This window comes from Xenorhabdus budapestensis (assembly GCF_017743015.1).
GTDB classification, from domain to species: domain Bacteria; phylum Pseudomonadota; class Gammaproteobacteria; order Enterobacterales; family Enterobacteriaceae; genus Xenorhabdus; species Xenorhabdus budapestensis.
Window position 1 is genome coordinate 2,404,712 of sequence record NZ_CP072455.1, and the last position, 15,902, is coordinate 2,420,613.

19 protein-coding genes are annotated in these 15,902 nt (G+C 40.5%); 8 read left to right on the top strand and 11 right to left on the bottom strand.

The genetic code is table 11. From position 1 onward, the window contains the following. Positions 1–202: 202 nt before the first annotated feature. Complete coding sequence (locus HGO23_RS10515) at positions 203–841, top strand: FMN-dependent NADH-azoreductase (RefSeq protein WP_209026588.1); 639 nt, start codon at positions 203–205, stop codon at positions 839–841. 35 nt (positions 842–876) lie between these two features. Here HGO23_RS10515 and HGO23_RS10520 read toward each other — a convergent pair whose 3' ends face one another. The 3 genes from HGO23_RS10520 to HGO23_RS10530 all read right to left on the bottom strand — a co-directional run bounded on the left by HGO23_RS10520 (position 877) and on the right by HGO23_RS10530 (position 2,003). Beyond that, positions 877–1,197 carry a YdbL family probable chaperone protein gene (locus HGO23_RS10520; protein WP_099135901.1) on the bottom strand — a complete coding sequence of 107 codons (321 nt, stop codon included), beginning with the start codon at positions 1,195–1,197 and terminating at the stop codon, positions 877–879. Positions 1,198–1,208: 11 nt separating this feature from the next. Next, the gene (locus tag HGO23_RS10525; protein WP_244967958.1) at positions 1,209–1,373 is read right to left on the bottom strand and encodes a YnbE family lipoprotein; all 165 of its coding nucleotides are present in this window, start codon (positions 1,371–1,373) and stop codon (positions 1,209–1,211) included. Positions 1,374–1,499: 126 nt separating this feature from the next. Continuing rightward, entirely contained in the window at positions 1,500–2,003 is a 504-nt protein-coding gene (locus tag HGO23_RS10530; protein WP_099135903.1) for a DUF4334 domain-containing protein, read from the bottom strand. Between the two features lie 167 nt (positions 2,004–2,170). Here HGO23_RS10530 and HGO23_RS10535 point away from each other — a divergent pair, with 167 nt between their 5' ends. Continuing rightward, positions 2,171–2,431: an aminoacyl--tRNA ligase-related protein gene (locus HGO23_RS10535; protein WP_209026590.1), complete on the top strand. Its 261-nt coding sequence runs from the start codon at positions 2,171–2,173 to the stop codon at positions 2,429–2,431. Then, positions 2,386–2,568, top strand: a complete 183-nt coding sequence (locus HGO23_RS20060; RefSeq protein ID WP_416775795.1) for a His/Gly/Thr/Pro-type tRNA ligase C-terminal domain-containing protein — start codon at positions 2,386–2,388, stop codon at positions 2,566–2,568. Before HGO23_RS10535 ends, HGO23_RS20060 begins: the two co-directional genes overlap by 46 nt. 75 nt (positions 2,569–2,643) lie before the next feature. On the opposite strand, the gene HGO23_RS10540 is transcribed toward HGO23_RS20060, so the two are convergent. Continuing rightward, positions 2,644–5,130, bottom strand: coding sequence for a YdbH family protein (locus HGO23_RS10540; protein ID WP_342355503.1), 2,487 nt, complete (start codon positions 5,128–5,130; stop codon positions 2,644–2,646). A 245-nt stretch (positions 5,131–5,375) separates the two neighbouring features. Here HGO23_RS10540 and HGO23_RS10545 point away from each other — a divergent pair, with 245 nt between their 5' ends. Next, the gene (locus HGO23_RS10545; RefSeq protein WP_209026592.1) at positions 5,376–6,371 is read left to right on the top strand and encodes a 2-hydroxyacid dehydrogenase; all 996 of its coding nucleotides are present in this window, start codon (positions 5,376–5,378) and stop codon (positions 6,369–6,371) included. Positions 6,372–6,394: 23 nt separating this feature from the next. Then, a complete protein-coding gene (locus HGO23_RS10550; RefSeq protein WP_209026593.1) occupies positions 6,395–6,829 on the top strand; it encodes an META domain-containing protein in 435 nt (144 codons plus the stop codon). A 466-nt stretch (positions 6,830–7,295) separates the two neighbouring features. Here the strand turns inward: HGO23_RS10550 and ghoS are convergent, their stop codons facing one another. The 5 genes from ghoS to HGO23_RS10575 all read right to left on the bottom strand — a co-directional run bounded on the left by ghoS (position 7,296) and on the right by HGO23_RS10575 (position 10,316). Beyond that, a complete protein-coding gene (gene ghoS, locus HGO23_RS10555) occupies positions 7,296–7,595 on the bottom strand; it encodes a type V toxin-antitoxin system endoribonuclease antitoxin GhoS (protein WP_099135907.1) in 300 nt (99 codons plus the stop codon). 158 nt (positions 7,596–7,753) lie between these two features. Beyond that, positions 7,754–8,191, bottom strand: a complete 438-nt coding sequence (locus HGO23_RS10560) for a YcgN family cysteine cluster protein (protein WP_209028760.1) — start codon at positions 8,189–8,191, stop codon at positions 7,754–7,756. A gap of 18 nt (positions 8,192–8,209) precedes the next feature. After that, complete coding sequence (locus HGO23_RS10565) at positions 8,210–8,866, bottom strand: fumarylacetoacetate hydrolase family protein (protein WP_099135909.1); 657 nt, start codon at positions 8,864–8,866, stop codon at positions 8,210–8,212. A 47-nt stretch (positions 8,867–8,913) separates the two neighbouring features. Next, the gene (locus HGO23_RS10570) at positions 8,914–9,996 is read right to left on the bottom strand and encodes a lytic murein transglycosylase (protein WP_209026594.1); all 1,083 of its coding nucleotides are present in this window, start codon (positions 9,994–9,996) and stop codon (positions 8,914–8,916) included. Positions 9,997–10,043: 47 nt separating this feature from the next. Beyond that, complete coding sequence (locus tag HGO23_RS10575) at positions 10,044–10,316, bottom strand: YcgL domain-containing protein (protein ID WP_099135911.1); 273 nt, start codon at positions 10,314–10,316, stop codon at positions 10,044–10,046. A gap of 133 nt (positions 10,317–10,449) precedes the next feature. Here HGO23_RS10575 and minC point away from each other — a divergent pair, with 133 nt between their 5' ends. The 3 genes from minC to minE are packed head-to-tail and all read left to right on the top strand — an operon-like array spanning position 10,450 to position 12,242. After that, a complete protein-coding gene (gene minC, locus HGO23_RS10580; RefSeq protein ID WP_099135912.1) occupies positions 10,450–11,133 on the top strand; it encodes a septum site-determining protein MinC in 684 nt (227 codons plus the stop codon). A gap of 23 nt (positions 11,134–11,156) precedes the next feature. After that, complete coding sequence (minD, locus tag HGO23_RS10585; RefSeq protein ID WP_209026595.1) at positions 11,157–11,969, top strand: septum site-determining protein MinD; 813 nt, start codon at positions 11,157–11,159, stop codon at positions 11,967–11,969. A gap of 3 nt (positions 11,970–11,972) precedes the next feature. Then, complete coding sequence (minE, locus tag HGO23_RS10590; protein WP_038269249.1) at positions 11,973–12,242, top strand: cell division topological specificity factor MinE; 270 nt, start codon at positions 11,973–11,975, stop codon at positions 12,240–12,242. Positions 12,243–12,432: 190 nt separating this feature from the next. On the opposite strand, the gene rnd is transcribed toward minE, so the two are convergent. After that, a complete protein-coding gene (rnd, locus tag HGO23_RS10595; RefSeq protein ID WP_209026596.1) occupies positions 12,433–13,563 on the bottom strand; it encodes a ribonuclease D in 1,131 nt (376 codons plus the stop codon). 117 nt (positions 13,564–13,680) lie between these two features. Further along, positions 13,681–15,366 (bottom strand): long-chain-fatty-acid--CoA ligase FadD, encoded by a 1,686-nt coding sequence (fadD, locus tag HGO23_RS10600; RefSeq protein WP_209026597.1) that lies wholly within the window; start codon positions 15,364–15,366, stop codon positions 13,681–13,683. Positions 15,367–15,902 lie beyond the last annotated feature (536 nt).

Consider the following 15,902-nt stretch of genomic DNA (forward strand, 5'->3'; position numbering starts at 1 on the left):
TGTCTTTTTTCTCAACACCGCTTTTAGTTATGTTATTACATATTCGGCTGACAAATCTATTGTTCAATAATTTTGAACGCCAATCTCGAAATATTGAGCTATTGTCTGAATGATAACCTCATTAAAATAGCTAACACATAGAAACAATCGGCAATGTATTAGTGACAATACATTAGTTACTGGTGTTATGAAGGAATTAAAAATGAGCAACGTACTGGTTCTGAAATCCAGCATTATGGCGCAAAATTCACAAAGCAACAAAATGGCTGACTCTTTTGTCAAAGCTTGGCAGGCCAATCATCCAAATAGTCATATTAGCACACGTGATCTGGCTGCAAATCCGGTTCCGGTTCTGGATGGCGAATTAATCAGTGCACTACGTCCAAATGGTGCTGAGCTGACAGAGCGCCAGAAAGCAGCATTAGCCTTATCAGATGAACTAATCGCAGAATTAAAAGCACACGATGTCGTTGTAATTACAGCCCCCATGTACAACTTCTCTATTCCAACTCAATTAAAAACCTATTTCGATTTGATTGCTCGGGTAGGCGTTACTTTCCGTTATACCGAAACAGGCCCGGAAGGTTTGCTAAAAGGAAAACGCGTTATTGTGCTGACCAGCCGTGGTGGTATTCATAAAAACAACCCATCCGACTTGATAACCCCATACCTAAGTGTTTTCCTCGGATTTATTGGTATTACTGATGTGGAATTCGTGTTTACCGAAGGCCTGGCTATGGGTGAAGAGTTAGCAAATCAGGCGCATCAGGGTGCCCGCGATGCGATAACTGAGATAGTCGAAAAAATGACGCCAAAACAACCAGAAAAAATTGTTGCCTAATCAGGCTTAGCGCGTCAGACAAACAAATGACGCGCTTATTTCTTCACCCAATTACCATTAATACCAAGTACAAACTCCCCTGCTTCTGCACGATTAACTAATTTTTCACCCGCTATTTTCGCAACCTGATCCGTTGTCATATTGTTCTGAGCGGCAATCTCAGCATATCTTTTTTCCCGCTCACTATTGATTTTTCTGACCACGGATAGTGCATCCTGAGAATTCTTGACTGGTGCCAGATAACCGCTGAATGTTTCTCCTACCAGACCTTGCTGTTTTGCTTCATTCAGCGTCATACCCATGGCAAAAGAGCTGAACAGCAGGCTTAACAAAAGTATTACTCCTGTTTTTTTCATATTCTAACTCCTTAGAATAAGTCAGAGTTGTTTTTGAGCATATCTTCAATCTGCCGATCGACTTTGATATGAATTTCATGCTCAATTTTGACATTCATATTGATATTAATAGGCTTATCTGGTGTTGCCACTTCCAACCTGACACACCCTGCCAAGCCTGTACAGACCAATACCATACCACTAATGACTCTCGAAAATCTGAATCCACTCTTTGTTATCATTTATCACTCCCGTTTTCAGTTAGCAGTTAACCCCATCTGTTGACGGGGTTACAAGAATAAATGGAAACTACTTGTTTTTTATTACTTTTCAATGAATTCAACTGGAAAGTCGGATAGTCTCTCAAGGTAGAAATAATAATATTTTCCATTAAAAACAATGTCAGGAAATCCTTCTATGGGCTTCCCATTCATCACTCCAAGCAGGGTGTTATCGTCAACTTTCCTGAAGTGATCAAAAATAGGAACACCATCATATATCATTGTTGCAGAAGATTTTCCTCTAAATTCAACTTCCCAAAGAGATGCTTCACCTTTCATTATATGATTGGAAAATAATTTCCCATCATCATTAAAACAAACCAGCGGAATTGCATCGAATTTGCTTTTAAACCATTTACCGAACCAATTCATTTCGATCAAAGATTCATGGCCCCAGTGGCCTGTGTTGAAGTCTCCACCTTTCCATTTGCTTAATATTTCACCAACCCGCACCTCAGATAGTGAATCAAAAAAATTAAGCAATTCGCTTTCATCTTCAATTTTTTCTCTGAAACGGAGTTCATCGAAAATCTGTTTGGTGTTCATATTTAACCTCATGATTAAAAACGTTAGCGTAATGGTCGTTTAGTAAAGTGTGCGGCATGAATGTAACGCTGTAGCTGCTTACATTGATCTTTTCTTGCTTACCGCAATTTTGTTGCTATAACTTTTACTTGCTTTTTCTTATACAGGTTGCTAAGAATTTAAGCACTATGAAAATCGAACTGGCTCTTCAGGATAATATAGGGCGTGAGTGGCAGTGTGGAACAGTTCAACTGGATTTTAATCTCCCGGAACGTTTCGATATTGCATACACAAATACCGCAGGAGAGAAAGAGCAGCCGGTTATCTTACATCAGGCAATATATGGCTCTATAGAACAATGGCTCGGCATGTTGCTAGAAATGACTCAGGGTGCTTTGCCGGAATGGATCCACTCGTTGCTCATAAAATCAGGCGGTTCCATCAATTGAAGATCCCTAATATTCTGATCATCGGAGAGCAGGAAATGAAAGCACATCAAGTTGCGTTACGTCGGGGTAAATTAGTCACTACTATAGATAAAGCCCAATTGGTTGATCAGCTAATTACATACCGAAATGTGTCATAACCTGAAATATCTGCTCGGTCATTGAATAAATCAATGGCCGAGTGTTTGGTTCAGAGGTTTAATAAATGAATAATATTAACTACCTACAGATATATTTTTTTCTAACCATTCTTCCAGATTACTGCCAAAGCGCAGACTGCGCCATAACTGGAATATGTTCTCTTCATGGCGATAATTAAACCTGACTTCTCGTTTTTTATCCACGACTGGATTGACCCCGTTGATTTCTGATTGCAGTACCAAAATACCCAGATTATCGAGTGTCACATATGCCTTAGAACGACTAATTTCCAAATAACGCAACCAGTCCATTGCCAAACCCGCGGTTAAATCATTTTTTCCTATAGAGTCAACCGTGTCCTTGTCCAGCCTTAATGTTAGATCGCCATCATTGGCTATCCATCCTTGCTGAACAATCCACTGTTTATCATTTAATAACACTGGCAATTCACCGCTAATTTTCCCTGACATGGCAAGTTGTTTAACTTTTAATACGTCGAATAATTTACTCACACTCAACTTGTTAAAGTGTAATACAGCGGCCTGTTTTTGGGGCAGTTGTAATTTATTTAACCTGAGTTTGCCATCCAACATATCAATATTCACATTAGACAAGATTAGCGGCTGTATTTCAGTCGGAGGATAAAAACCTTGTAAATCCGCTGATACATTATCCATATTAAACAATCCGTTAACAGTCTTTATTCTGAGCTGAACAGGTGACGTTACACCTAATTGCCAAGTGTATTCCTGTAAACGCCACGGTAACACAAAGTCCACCCCATCAACGTTTCCATTCTTTAGCCACATACCGGCATTTTTTACTACCCAGTGCCCTCCGGCCCGCAATCCTTGTCCTCTGGCCGCCGAAAATGCTGCTTGTGCATAGATATTCCCACCACGCACGGTGATCCCCAAATCAGCAGGGATCAAAGTTTGAAATGCCAGCAAAGATTGTCTCGGCCAGCGCGCTTCTCCCCTTAACCTTGTACCATCCCAACGCCCATAAACGGGAATTGGCCCAATACCCTTCCCGTACAATTTACCGTTTAACATAAAATTATTGGGTGACTGACCAGTCAAGGTTGCCCGGAATTCAACGGGAGGCAAAAAACCACCGGAGCGAAAATCCGTTCGCAAAGCAGAAAGTTTCAGATCTCCCGTCAATGCAGGCTCAGTGACTGAACGCTTCCATACCAATGGTTTCATCAACTGTAAACGCGGGGCCTTCATCTGTACAAGACCATAGTCGATAGTATCAAACCCTGTATTTAGGGCATTTACCATTATCTGTGATTGCTTCCAGCTTCCTTTACCTGAGATATCCCATTTCGCCTTCAGTGGCGGTAAATCCCCATTTCCCCAATAGCGCCAATTCCAGTTTCCATGATCGGGTATAAAATCTTCGGCATAACCATCAAAATGCAGCCTGAATGTTCCCCAATAACTCTCTTTTGCTGTTACTATCGCCTGTAAGCGGCCAGTGAAACCATTACGGGTTAAATAAGTTCCTGCCAAAGGTAAACGGGCTTCCTTAACAGTAAAATTTTCACTGACTTTTCCCCGGCCCCGGAATAGTGATCCGGGCTGGAATGTAATTTTAGGTGCAGCCAGTGAACCTGTGATGATTGCCGGCAACGACATCGCCATGATCATTTGTCCTCTGTTCATTTGCCCGGTTAACTGAAAAGGAATATGAGCATTCGTTAAGCTGACTGGTGTCGGTTTTATGGAAAGAACAACATTACCCTTACCAAATTCATTCTGAGTGAGCAGATTCACTCTCCCACTCGCCTGCATACCATTCAATCCTTTCTTCCACTGTTCTAGGGTAAGATCCACTCCGCCGGATAACGGTTGAGCCGCACTTGTCCAACGCCATTTACCATTCCGGATCACAAATTGAGATTGATTGAATGACCATGGTAATTCAGCCCATATCTGCGGTTCGTTTTTTTCATGTACATTGTTTTCATGTACATTGAATTGGGCTTTCGGTTGGGTATGAGTGCTCAATTGAGTAACTGTGAACTTCCCATTCTGCCCCTGCCATTCCAACGCTATCAGCAAAGGTTCAGGATACTGGCTGACAGACAACTGCCCCTCTATCCTATGTCCCTGAAGTGATGAGTCAAATTTAAGCTTTCCGGCAAATTCTTGCCATGGTGCAGGAACAAAGTGATCAATGGACAATTTAATCGCCGGAATAGAGGACAATATTTCGTTAACAGATATAGATAGTGGTGCAGACTGTGTATTCGTCGCTGGTAATTGTGATAAACATTGGCTCTGACTATAAACTTCAGCAATATGTATATCCCAATAGCGTTCTGCACCCTGCGCATTACGCGAGTATCCGGCAGACAAACCGGATACCTTGAACAATTCACATTCTTGTATCTGCAACGATAAGTGATCGAGCAGTAATATATTCTTTTCCCACTTTGGTTGAGTTAACGAAAGAGTCATCCCCTGTGGCAACCAATGACTGGCAATCAATGGCAGCCAACGTGGAAGTGTGAACCAACCTATCAACACTGATAATACCAACAGTATTATCATCACTGTGAACACTCTTAATATCCTGGTCATCTGTTCTTGAACTCTTCTTTTCAACCTGAATGCAACTTCCTGTTATGATAGTCTCATATCAGACTAATAAGTCGGTTTATTATACAGGCTAGGTATAATAGCTTAACAAGTGCTTTATTCGAGTATATGTAGTTAACACATAGCAAGGTGAATTCAGCGAGTAACTCGAATGAAATTAAGCAATCACACAGTCAATATATGGTGGAAATAATACTATGAAATTAACTGTTTATAGTACAAAACAATACGACCGTAAACATTTTGAATTACTCAACCAAAAACTTGGCCTTGATTACTATATCGAGTTTTTTGACTTTCCCCTTAGTCCACAAACCGCTAAAAATGCCATTGGCGCAGATGCTGTTTGTATTTTCGTTAATGATGATGGTGGACGCGAGGTTCTGGAAGAGCTGGCAGAAATGAACATTAAAATCCTGGCATTACGTTGTGCCGGTTTCAACAATGTCGATCTGGATGCTGCCAAAGAATTGGGTATTAACGTTGTTCGTGTCCCGGCTTATTCACCGGAATCTGTTGCTGAACATACAGTCGGCTTGATGCTATGTCTGAATAGACGTATCCACCGAGCCTATCAACGCACCCGGGATGCCAATTTCTCTCTCGAAGGGCTGACAGGCTTCAATATGTATCGGCGTACCGCAGGTATTATCGGTACTGGAAAAATCGGTCTTGCAACCTTAAGGATCCTAAAAGGCTTTGGTATGCATTTATTAGCAAATGACCCCTATCCAAATCAGGAAGCATTAAACCTTGGTGTGAAATATGTGGATTTAGATACTTTGTATGCTGAATCTGATGTGATCTCACTACACTGTCCAATGACACCTGAAAACCATCACTTACTGGATGAAACGGCGTTCAGTAAAATGAAAGATGGTGTGATGATCATCAACACCAGCCGAGGTGCCTTAATTGATTCTATTGCCGCTATCAACGCATTGAAACAGCAAAAAATCGGGGCATTGGGGATGGACGTCTATGAAAACGAGCGCGATTTATTCTTTGAAGATAAATCAAACGACGTTATTCAAGATGATATTTTTCGTCGTTTGTCTTCCTGCCATAATGTTTTGTTCACAGGCCATCAGGCATTTTTGACGGAAGAAGCATTAACCAGTATCAGTGAAACAACGTTACAAAATATCCAACAACTCACTTCTGGTGAATCCTGCCTGAATCTTGTTGGATGAAGTAATAAATATCAGGAGATCAAATGAACAGAGCGATTCCATTAGCGGTCGCCACCTTGCTACTTACAGCATGTCAATCTACAGGGGTCAGTGCCACAGGAAATATTACTGCTAAAGATTTACAACACCGTAATTTTGCTTTGGTTAGTGTTAATGGTGAGAATGTCTCCAATAAAGAAGATACAAAATTGTCCATTACATTTGGTGACAAAATGTTTGTTTCCGGGACAATGTGTAACAACTTTATGGGAATGGGGAAATTAAAGGATAACGTTTTAACAGTAAGTAACTTAAGCAGTTCTCAGATATTCTGTGTCAATGAAAAACTCAACAAATGGGATCGGGTCATGGTTGATATTCTCACCCAAGGTGCAAGAGTGAGTTTAAAAGACAAGCAATTAATGTTGATGAATAAAAGAAACAAGCTGGTTTATACTTTGAGGGAACCTGTTCAATAATCCAATTAATTAAAGCTATTTTACTTTTTGTTCCACATGCTTAGACTAATCAAGATTACCCGGTATGCTATCGGGTAATCTGTTCTCTATACCTTTCTAAGAGAAACCAGCTAATCTCTCATCTTCCTGAAATACGATTAGTTATGTCTGATGTTGGCTATTTTTATGATAATAAAATCCCAATCGTTAATGTTACAGCAACCCAGAATCCTAAAAATTTCATATAACACATCCAGTTACTGTTCATTCTTCTGACTCCCTTATTATCAAATAAATAGTGGTAACAACACATAGACAAAATTTTAATTATTTCATCCTAAGACTTTACCAACCTTTTCCTATATATTTGTTCAATGGTTCAAATATCATTCCATTATTTATTATTTGTGGAATAATCTGAAACATAAGGAGCTTTATCCAGATAAATTTACTATTTAGGCCATCATGTTTTTATATATCTGAGCAATCAATTTTCAGGGTGCTCCTTGTCAGGATACAATGCTGCGCTCCAGTTACTGTAAGTACAAACAAATATAGATGGTTCTTTGCTTGAGTAAGACTTGGCAATGGATTTAATTTTTTCTGCCAGTTGAAGGGATCCTAACGAAGAATTGCCAACATAAGTTCCACTTGGAAGACGATGCCACTTTCCATTAGGGAAACGTATAGATCTACTGAATTTGTTTGCTGTCATTCTTTTATACAGCTTTTCATATCCCGCAGATCCCGTGCCATACAGTTCCACACGAATTAAATAACTTGCCATTTACCTTTCCTTGTTTTGACTGCCGAATAGACAAATTATCAGTTTTTCTTCACTGATAAAAGTGAGAAAAACGAGAAGAAAATCCGGCAGTAATGACAGCTTAAGAATTTGAGATATTCATTGATATAAAAAACATTTTATATCAATGAATAAAACACCTATTCAGGCCTGTTTAAAATATGATCTTCCCAGTCCACTACATCGGATTCGCGCACAGCAATGTGCCTGACGGAAATACGCTCTACGTGCATGGCTGACTTTGAGCCACTGATTAACGGATGCCAGGGCAGAAGATTTTTTCCTTCCTCAATCAGACGATAGGCGCATGTTTTCGGTAACCATTCAAATGTCACCATATTTTCACGGGTCAATTTGATACAATCAGGTTCATAACTAAAACGATCTTCATAATTTTTGCATTGGCAGGTTTTGATATTCAGTTGATTGCAGGCAACATTGGTGAAATAAATATCGTCAGTATCTTCATCCATCAACTTATGCAAACAACATTGACCACAACCATCACACAATGTTTCCCACTCTTGATCGGTCATTTGTTCCAGGGTTTTCACCTGCCAGAAAGGTTGAGACATAATTTCTGTCATTCCTCATTACTAAATCACTCTGGTTGTTAAAACATGCTCATTAAGAGAAACAGTCAGAACATCACCAGATTTCAATTCCCCTACGCCTTCAGGTGTCCCTGTCAGGATAATGTCACCAGGGCGAAGAGTAAAAAATCGTGACATATAGCTAATCAATGGAATGATTGGCATTCGCATGTCACACGTATTGCCGTTCTGACGTAATTCACCATTTACTGCCAGAGAAAGCTGGCTATTTTGTAGATCCTCAAAAGCATTAACAGAGATAAAGCCCGAAATCGGACATGAACCATCAAATGCTTTACTCTTTTCCCATGGCTGGCCTGACTGTTTAAATTCACGCTGCAAATCACGCAATGTCAGATCCAACGCAACAGCAAAACCTGCAATCGCCTGACTGACTCGCTCTTCGCTGGCATTTTTAAGCGTCGAACCGATTAAAACCGCCAATTCAACTTCATGGTGTACAGTGCCTAGTTTTTCCGGAATGGATATGGGCTGACGCAAATCACAAAGAGCTGTTTCAGGTTTTATGAATATCACCGGCTCTTCCATTATGTCTGAACCCATCTCTTTGATATGTTTGTCGTAGTTACTACCGACACAAACGACTTTATTAGCAGGAAAATCCAGCAGTACTCCCTGCCAGTCTCTATGCTGGTACATAGTATTCTTCCTTATCTTTTATCAATTAATTTCTCAAGATATGATACTCAATCAGTAAAGTGATGAATTCTCTGTTCGATACCATCAGCCATCATACTAACACTGAGAGCAAAATAGTAAGAACGATTCCAATGCATAATGGTACGGAAATTTTGCGTCACCCAAAACACCCTCGGTTCAGCTCCGTCAGTAATTATAATCCAACCTTTTGTTTTATTAGGTAAGTGTGCAAATTCGTGGGAGAAAACACCTAATGCTTGCCATTGTGAAATAGTTTTACCCTGTTTTACTTTAATTCCTTCTAAAGTTTTATCGAAATTATCCGGTAATGAAACAACATATCCCCACGGTAATCCTTCCTGCCACCCTTCTTTACGCAGGTAATTAGCCGTAGAGGCAAAAACGTCTTCCTTATTGTTCCAGATATCAATTTTTCCATCACCATTCCCATCAGCAGCATAAGTCAAATATGAAGTCGGCATGAACTGACTTTGTCCCATTGCACCTGCCCAGGAACCTTTTAATGTCTGATCACCATCAATATATTTATTTTCTATGATATTAAGAGCCGCTATGAGTTGTTTTATGAAAAAAACTTCCCGACGGCCTTCAAAGGCCAGTGTGGACAATGCTGATACAACATCCTCCTTTCCCTGAATACGGCCAAAACCACTCTCCAGCCCCCACAAAGCAACGATATAGGATTTCGGGATGCCATATTTACGACTTATTCTCTCTAATTCAGGAAGATTTTTTTGATACTGCTCAACACCCTGTTTTATTTTCCATTCCGGCAGAACATGCTTCAGATACTCATCCAGAGTCACTTTTTTCTCCGGCTGATTGCGATCCGATTTAATAACTTGTGGAATAAAATGAACATCGGCAAATGCACGCGCCAACGTCTTCTCACTGAAGCCTTGCTTCCGTGCTTGTTGTTTTAACAAAGCCACATAAGCAGGAAACTGAGACGGTTCACGGGAAGCAAGTGGGAATTGTTGATCCAGCGCTTTGACTTGCATTTGTAATAAAACTGTTGAACCTGAATTCTGCAATATTCTTCCATCGGGTGAAGCACACCCAGTCAGCAATATTACACTCAATAAAGGTACATTGATGGTTAATTTCATGAACCTCTCCTCTTAATTCAGGATCAAGTCACTGCCAGTGACTCTTTTCATAGCTTGGTTGCAGCCAGATGTTCATTGATTAAACTTTCTACCGGCGGGGGAACCTGCAAGTAAAATCCTTGCTCGCTCAGTGCTTCTTTCACTTTTTCAATATCCGCATTGGCCAATTTTTTTCTTTCCGCTAATGAGAGCATCATAGAGAGCTGTGGTTGACCAAATGCTTTCAATAACTCTTCAGGAATGCGTGAAAAATCTCCTTTTTTTTCAATGTAGAGATAAGTTTGTTCACGTTTTGGGCTTCTGTAGATTACACAAATCATTGTCATAAACTCTTTTAAATTAACACTGCGACTTGCTTGAATAATTCAGTAACTATAACATGCTTATTATATTTAAGAATATCGTATCCTTGGGCTGTTCCAGGGATCTTAACCTTGCTGAGTCTGAATATCGATGTCACAATCGCCAATTGAGCTAAAAGGCAGTAATTTTACGCTTTCGGTCGTTCATTTGCATGATGACCAGCCGAATATCATTCAAAAGGCCATACAAGAAAAAATGGAGCAAGCGCCTGAATTCCTGAAAAATGCACCTGTCGTTATCAATATATCCCATCTGCCTGTAAATGCAGATATTTTTGCCCTCCACCGGGTCATTGAGTCTACAGGATTGCGTGTTGTGGGTATCAGTGGCTGCCAGGATGAAAAACAACGGGAAATTGTGCTGAAATCCGGGCTTCCTTTATTAAAGGAAGGAAAAAGCCAGAAAGTACCTAAAGAAGAAAATAAGCCATCCGAACCTATTTTCAGGAAAACTCGTATAATTAATACGCCTGTCCGTTCAGGACAAAGAATTTATGCTCCAAATAGCGATCTTATTGTCACCAGCAATGTCAGTGCTGGCGCAGAATTAATCGCTGATGGAAATATTAATATATATGGTGTGCTACGTGGACGTGTATTGGCAGGCGCATCTGGTGATAAAGAAAGCCAGATTTTCTGCACCCATTTAAATGCTGAGCTAACCTCTATTGCAGGCCAATATTGGCTCAGTGAAGAAATTCCAGAAAATTTTGTCGGTAAAGCGGCAAAATTACGTCTGGTCAATAACGAATTAACTATTGAAACTTTAATCTAGCCCTTATAACAAGGAATCGCTTCATGGCACGCATTATTGTTGTTACATCTGGTAAAGGTGGCGTTGGCAAAACCACTTCAAGCGCGGCCATTGCTACCGGCCTCGCACAAAAAGGGAAAAAAACCGTAGTCATCGATTTCGATATTGGGCTGCGTAATCTCGATCTCATCATGGGATGTGAGCGTCGTGTAGTTTTTGACTTCGTCAACGTGATCCAAGGTGATGCCACGTTAAATCAAGCGCTTATAAAAGATAAGCGCACCGAGAATTTATATATTCTTCCTGCTTCTCAAACCAGGGATAAAGATGCCCTCACGCGTAACGGTGTCGAAAAGATCCTGAATGAGTTAACTGAGCAAGGATTCGAGTTTATTATCTGTGATTCACCAGCAGGTATTGAGAGTGGTGCATTAATGGCACTCTACTTTGCCGATGAAGCAATTATTACAACAAATCCGGAAGTTTCATCTGTTCGCGACTCGGATCGAATTTTAGGTATTCTGGCCTCTAAATCACGTCGTGCTGAACGAAGTGAGGATCCTATCAAAGAGCATCTTTTGCTGACCCGCTATAACCCCGGGCGCGTAAACCGTGGTGATATGCTCAGTATGGAAGATGTCTTGGAAATTTTGTGCATTCCTTTAATTGGTGTCATTCCAGAAGATCAATCCGTTTTACGCTCTTCAAACCAAGGGGAACCTGTTATTCTGGATGAAGATTCTGATGCAGGTAAAGCATACGAAGATACTGTTTTACGTTTACTCAGTGAAGAACGGCCTTTCCGCTTCATTGAGGAAGAAAAAAAGGGTTTTTTGAAACGCCTGTTTGGAGGGTAACGCATGGCTTTGTTAGATTTCTTCCTGTCGAGAAAAAAGTCGACAGCCAATATTGCCAAGGAACGGCTGCAAATCATCGTGGCAGAGCGGCGCCGTGGTGATGCTGAGCCTGCCTATTTGCCCGAAATGAAACGCGATATTCTGGCGGTGATTTGTAAATATGTACAAATTGATCCGGAAATGCTTTCTGTACAGTTTGAGCAAAAAAATGATGATATCTCGGTACTGGAACTTAATGTAACATTACCGGAGGTTGAGGAATCGCCAAAATAACGCTATCAAATGGCGCTATTTAATTTAATACTGTGATTTCTTAGTAAAAAATCGGGATGTCATCTCATCCCGATTTGAATACATTAAACATCCTACCAAAATCTTCTTATCCAATTTTTCTCTTATTGCCCTGCTTATTTATCCAGGCAGGGGATCAGAGCCATATCTCTTAAAAGATATATATCAGAAGCTATGATGCTGAATAATTTTCCAATATTTCAGCAATAGGCTCAGCCAGCCATTTTCCACGCCAGCCCCTAATTAATTCAGGTTGCTGCTCCGGTGATTTCAATTTCCAGTGCCAACAGAGCAATTGATTAATTTGCCGACGAGAAGCTAACAATTCAGCATTAAAAGAGTGAGATTCACTCACCTGAGTAATCAATGATTTAATTTCTTTAAACGCTTTGCGATAACCCGGATAGTCTATCAAATTCATAATTTGAGCCGGACATTCTTCTTCTGGAAGATCTCTGCTTTCTGCGGCCATAGCCAGTAACCGACGCCCATGACAACGGATTTCTTGCCCGCTTAAACCTAAAGCATCCAACTCTCCCAGTGAAGTCGGCATATAACGGGCTACCTGCCACAAATTTTCTTCACGAATAACAAAATTAACAGCCAAATCCCGTTCACGAGCCTGATTCAAACGCCATGCAGCCAATTTTTTTAAGCAAGCCAACTGCCTGGGACGCAACTGCCATGCGTTACTGATATCTTTGTAAGCACATTCCGGCATTAATACTTCTTTACGACGTTGGGCAATCAGAGCACTTTCATCTTTTGCCGCCCCAAAATATCCTAGCTGTTCTGTTTTCGCCATCAAAATATCGGCCAGCGGTAATAAGTAGTAAACATCTGCTGCCGCATATTCACACTGTTTTTCGCTCAACGGACGAGCCAGCCAGTCAGTACGGGATTCACTTTTGTCCAATTCCACGCTCAGATATTCTGCAACCAATGTTGCAAACCCACACGATAATGGATGACCAGCAAACGCTGCCAATACCTGAGTATCGATAATAGGTGCAGGCATACATTGAAAGCTATTCCAGAAAACCTCTAAGTCTTCACTGCCAGCATGAATAAATTTTAATACATCCGGATCAGTCAATAATTCCCGCAAAGGTTGCCATTGCGAAATGCTAAGGGGATCGATCAGAGAAAGTTGCTCACCATCAAACAGTTGTATCAAACCTAAGTGGGGATAATACGTCCTTGTACGTACAAATTCTGTGTCCAGTGCAATTCTTGCATGTTGTTTTGCCCGATTGCAGATGGACTGCAACTGAGCATCGGAGGTAATCAACTGATAATTCAAAACATCATTCTCTTAGCCATTCATAGTATATGCACAACAACGCCGGCAAGAACCGGCGTTGTTGATGTGACAGGCAATTTTAAATATTTACCTTTTAAAAATCACTCTTCAAGCTATTCACTTCGCGTTGCTTGCTTTTCTTAATTCTTCGTCTCGGAGTTCTTTGCGAAGGATCTTACCGACATTCGACTTCGGCAACTCATCGCGGAATTCGATAATTTTTGGTACTTTATATGCGGTCAGATAACGACGGCAATGTGTCTTAAGTTCATCCTCTGTCAAACTGGGATCCTTACTCACTACAAATACCTTGACGGATTCACCTGAGTTTTCGTTTAGAACACCTATTGCTGCCGACTCTAACACTTTAGGATGGGAAGAAACAATATCTTCCACTTCATTCGGATAAACATTAAAACCTGAAACCAGGATCATATCTTTTTTCCGATCAACAATATGTAAAAAGCCTTTTTCATCAATATTGGCAATATCCCCTGTTGCCAGCCAACCATCTTTTAACACCTCATCTGTTGCATCAGGACGATTCCAATAACCTTTCATCACCTGAGGCCCACGCACCCACATCTCACCCGACTCTCCCTGAAGGACTTCTTCCCCTTCATCATCCACCAACTTAATTTCTGTCGAAGGAACAGGGAAACCAATACTGCCACTATAGTGAGTCAAATTATAAGGATTACCTGCAACCACAGGTGCACACTCAGTCAGGCCATAACCTTCAAGCAGATGACAACCTGTCAGCTTTTCCCATTTATCGGCGACTGCACTCTGCACAGCCATACCACCACCCACAGCCATACGTAATGCAGAAAAGTCTATTTTTTGGAATTCGGGATTATTGAGCCACGCATTAAATAACGTGTTAACACCAGACAATGCTGTAAATTTGTAGCGTGATAACTCTTTAACCGTTCCGTTCACATCGCGTGGATTGGTAATTAATAAGTTTTGCCCGCCCAGTTCAATAAATAACAAGCAATTTATCGTAAGTGCAAAGATATGGTACAGCGGTAATGCCGTGATCACTAACTCCTGACTGGGGCGTAATAAAGGGGCGTAGTTCGCTTTTGTCTGTTCAAGGTTCGCCAACATATTCCGGTGAGTCAACATGGCACCTTTTGCCACGCCTGTTGTACCACCAGTATATTGCAGAAATGCCAAATCTTCGTTATTTATATCCGGCTTGACATACTGCATGCGATAACCCTTGTGGATGACGCTGCGAAATGAAATCGCATCCGGTAAATGATACTTCGGAACCAGCCGTTTAACATATTTTACGACGAAATCTACAAGAGTCCCTTTTGGGCGAGATAATTGGTCTCCCATTCGTGTCAAAATGACATGCTTAACCGGAGTGTTGAAAACTATCTTTTCTAATGTATGTGCAAAATTAGAGACAATAACTATGGCTGATGTACCACTATCAGTGAGCTGATGTTCCAGTTCACGCGGGGTATATAGAGGGTTGACATTAACAACCACCATTCCGGCACGTAAGACACCAAAAAGAGCGATGGGATATTGAAGCAAGTTTGGCATCATTAATGCCACTCGATCCCCTTTTTTCAGCCCCAACCCATTCTGCAAATAAGCAGCAAAAGCGCGGCTACGCTCTTCCAGTTTACGGAAAGTGACTACTTCGCCCATATTAATAAATGCGACCCGATCGGCATAGTGTGCCACGGCATTTTCAAACATTTCAATCAATGATGAATAACGATCGGGATCGATTTCTGCCGGAACATCTGCCGGATAATGTTTTAGCCAGACTTTTTCCAAGTTGAGTACTCCTGAAATCTAATTGCTGTGCAACCATTGACCATGAAACAAAAACCAGACCTGTATATTTAACAAATTATTAACTCAGCTTACCAGTTTGAAAAGAAACATTGTTCAGGTTGGCGATGTACATCACTAATTTAATACTTCTTTATCACTACTAAAAAATAAGGCAGCTCATGCCACCATATGTTTTTATTATTTATCAATTAGTTACTAATAAAATTAATATTTAGATGTCTAATCCATTAATTATACACTGATTTAGTTATTTTTGACTAAAACTCACTTCATTATTCCAAATAGTTATAATAAAAATAAGCCAATGAATAATAACTATTAAGGGGTAATAGGCACTTACAGGCTACGAAGAATATTTGCACAATACGATAAGTTGATATCATGTTTTCATGACCAAAAACGATTACACCGAACCACAAAGAAGAGCACTATCTAACCAGTTAAAATCTGATAACTTTTATTACAAGAGATAGGTGTTATGCTCCACGTAACTCAGTTCAATTGGCGAATTACTT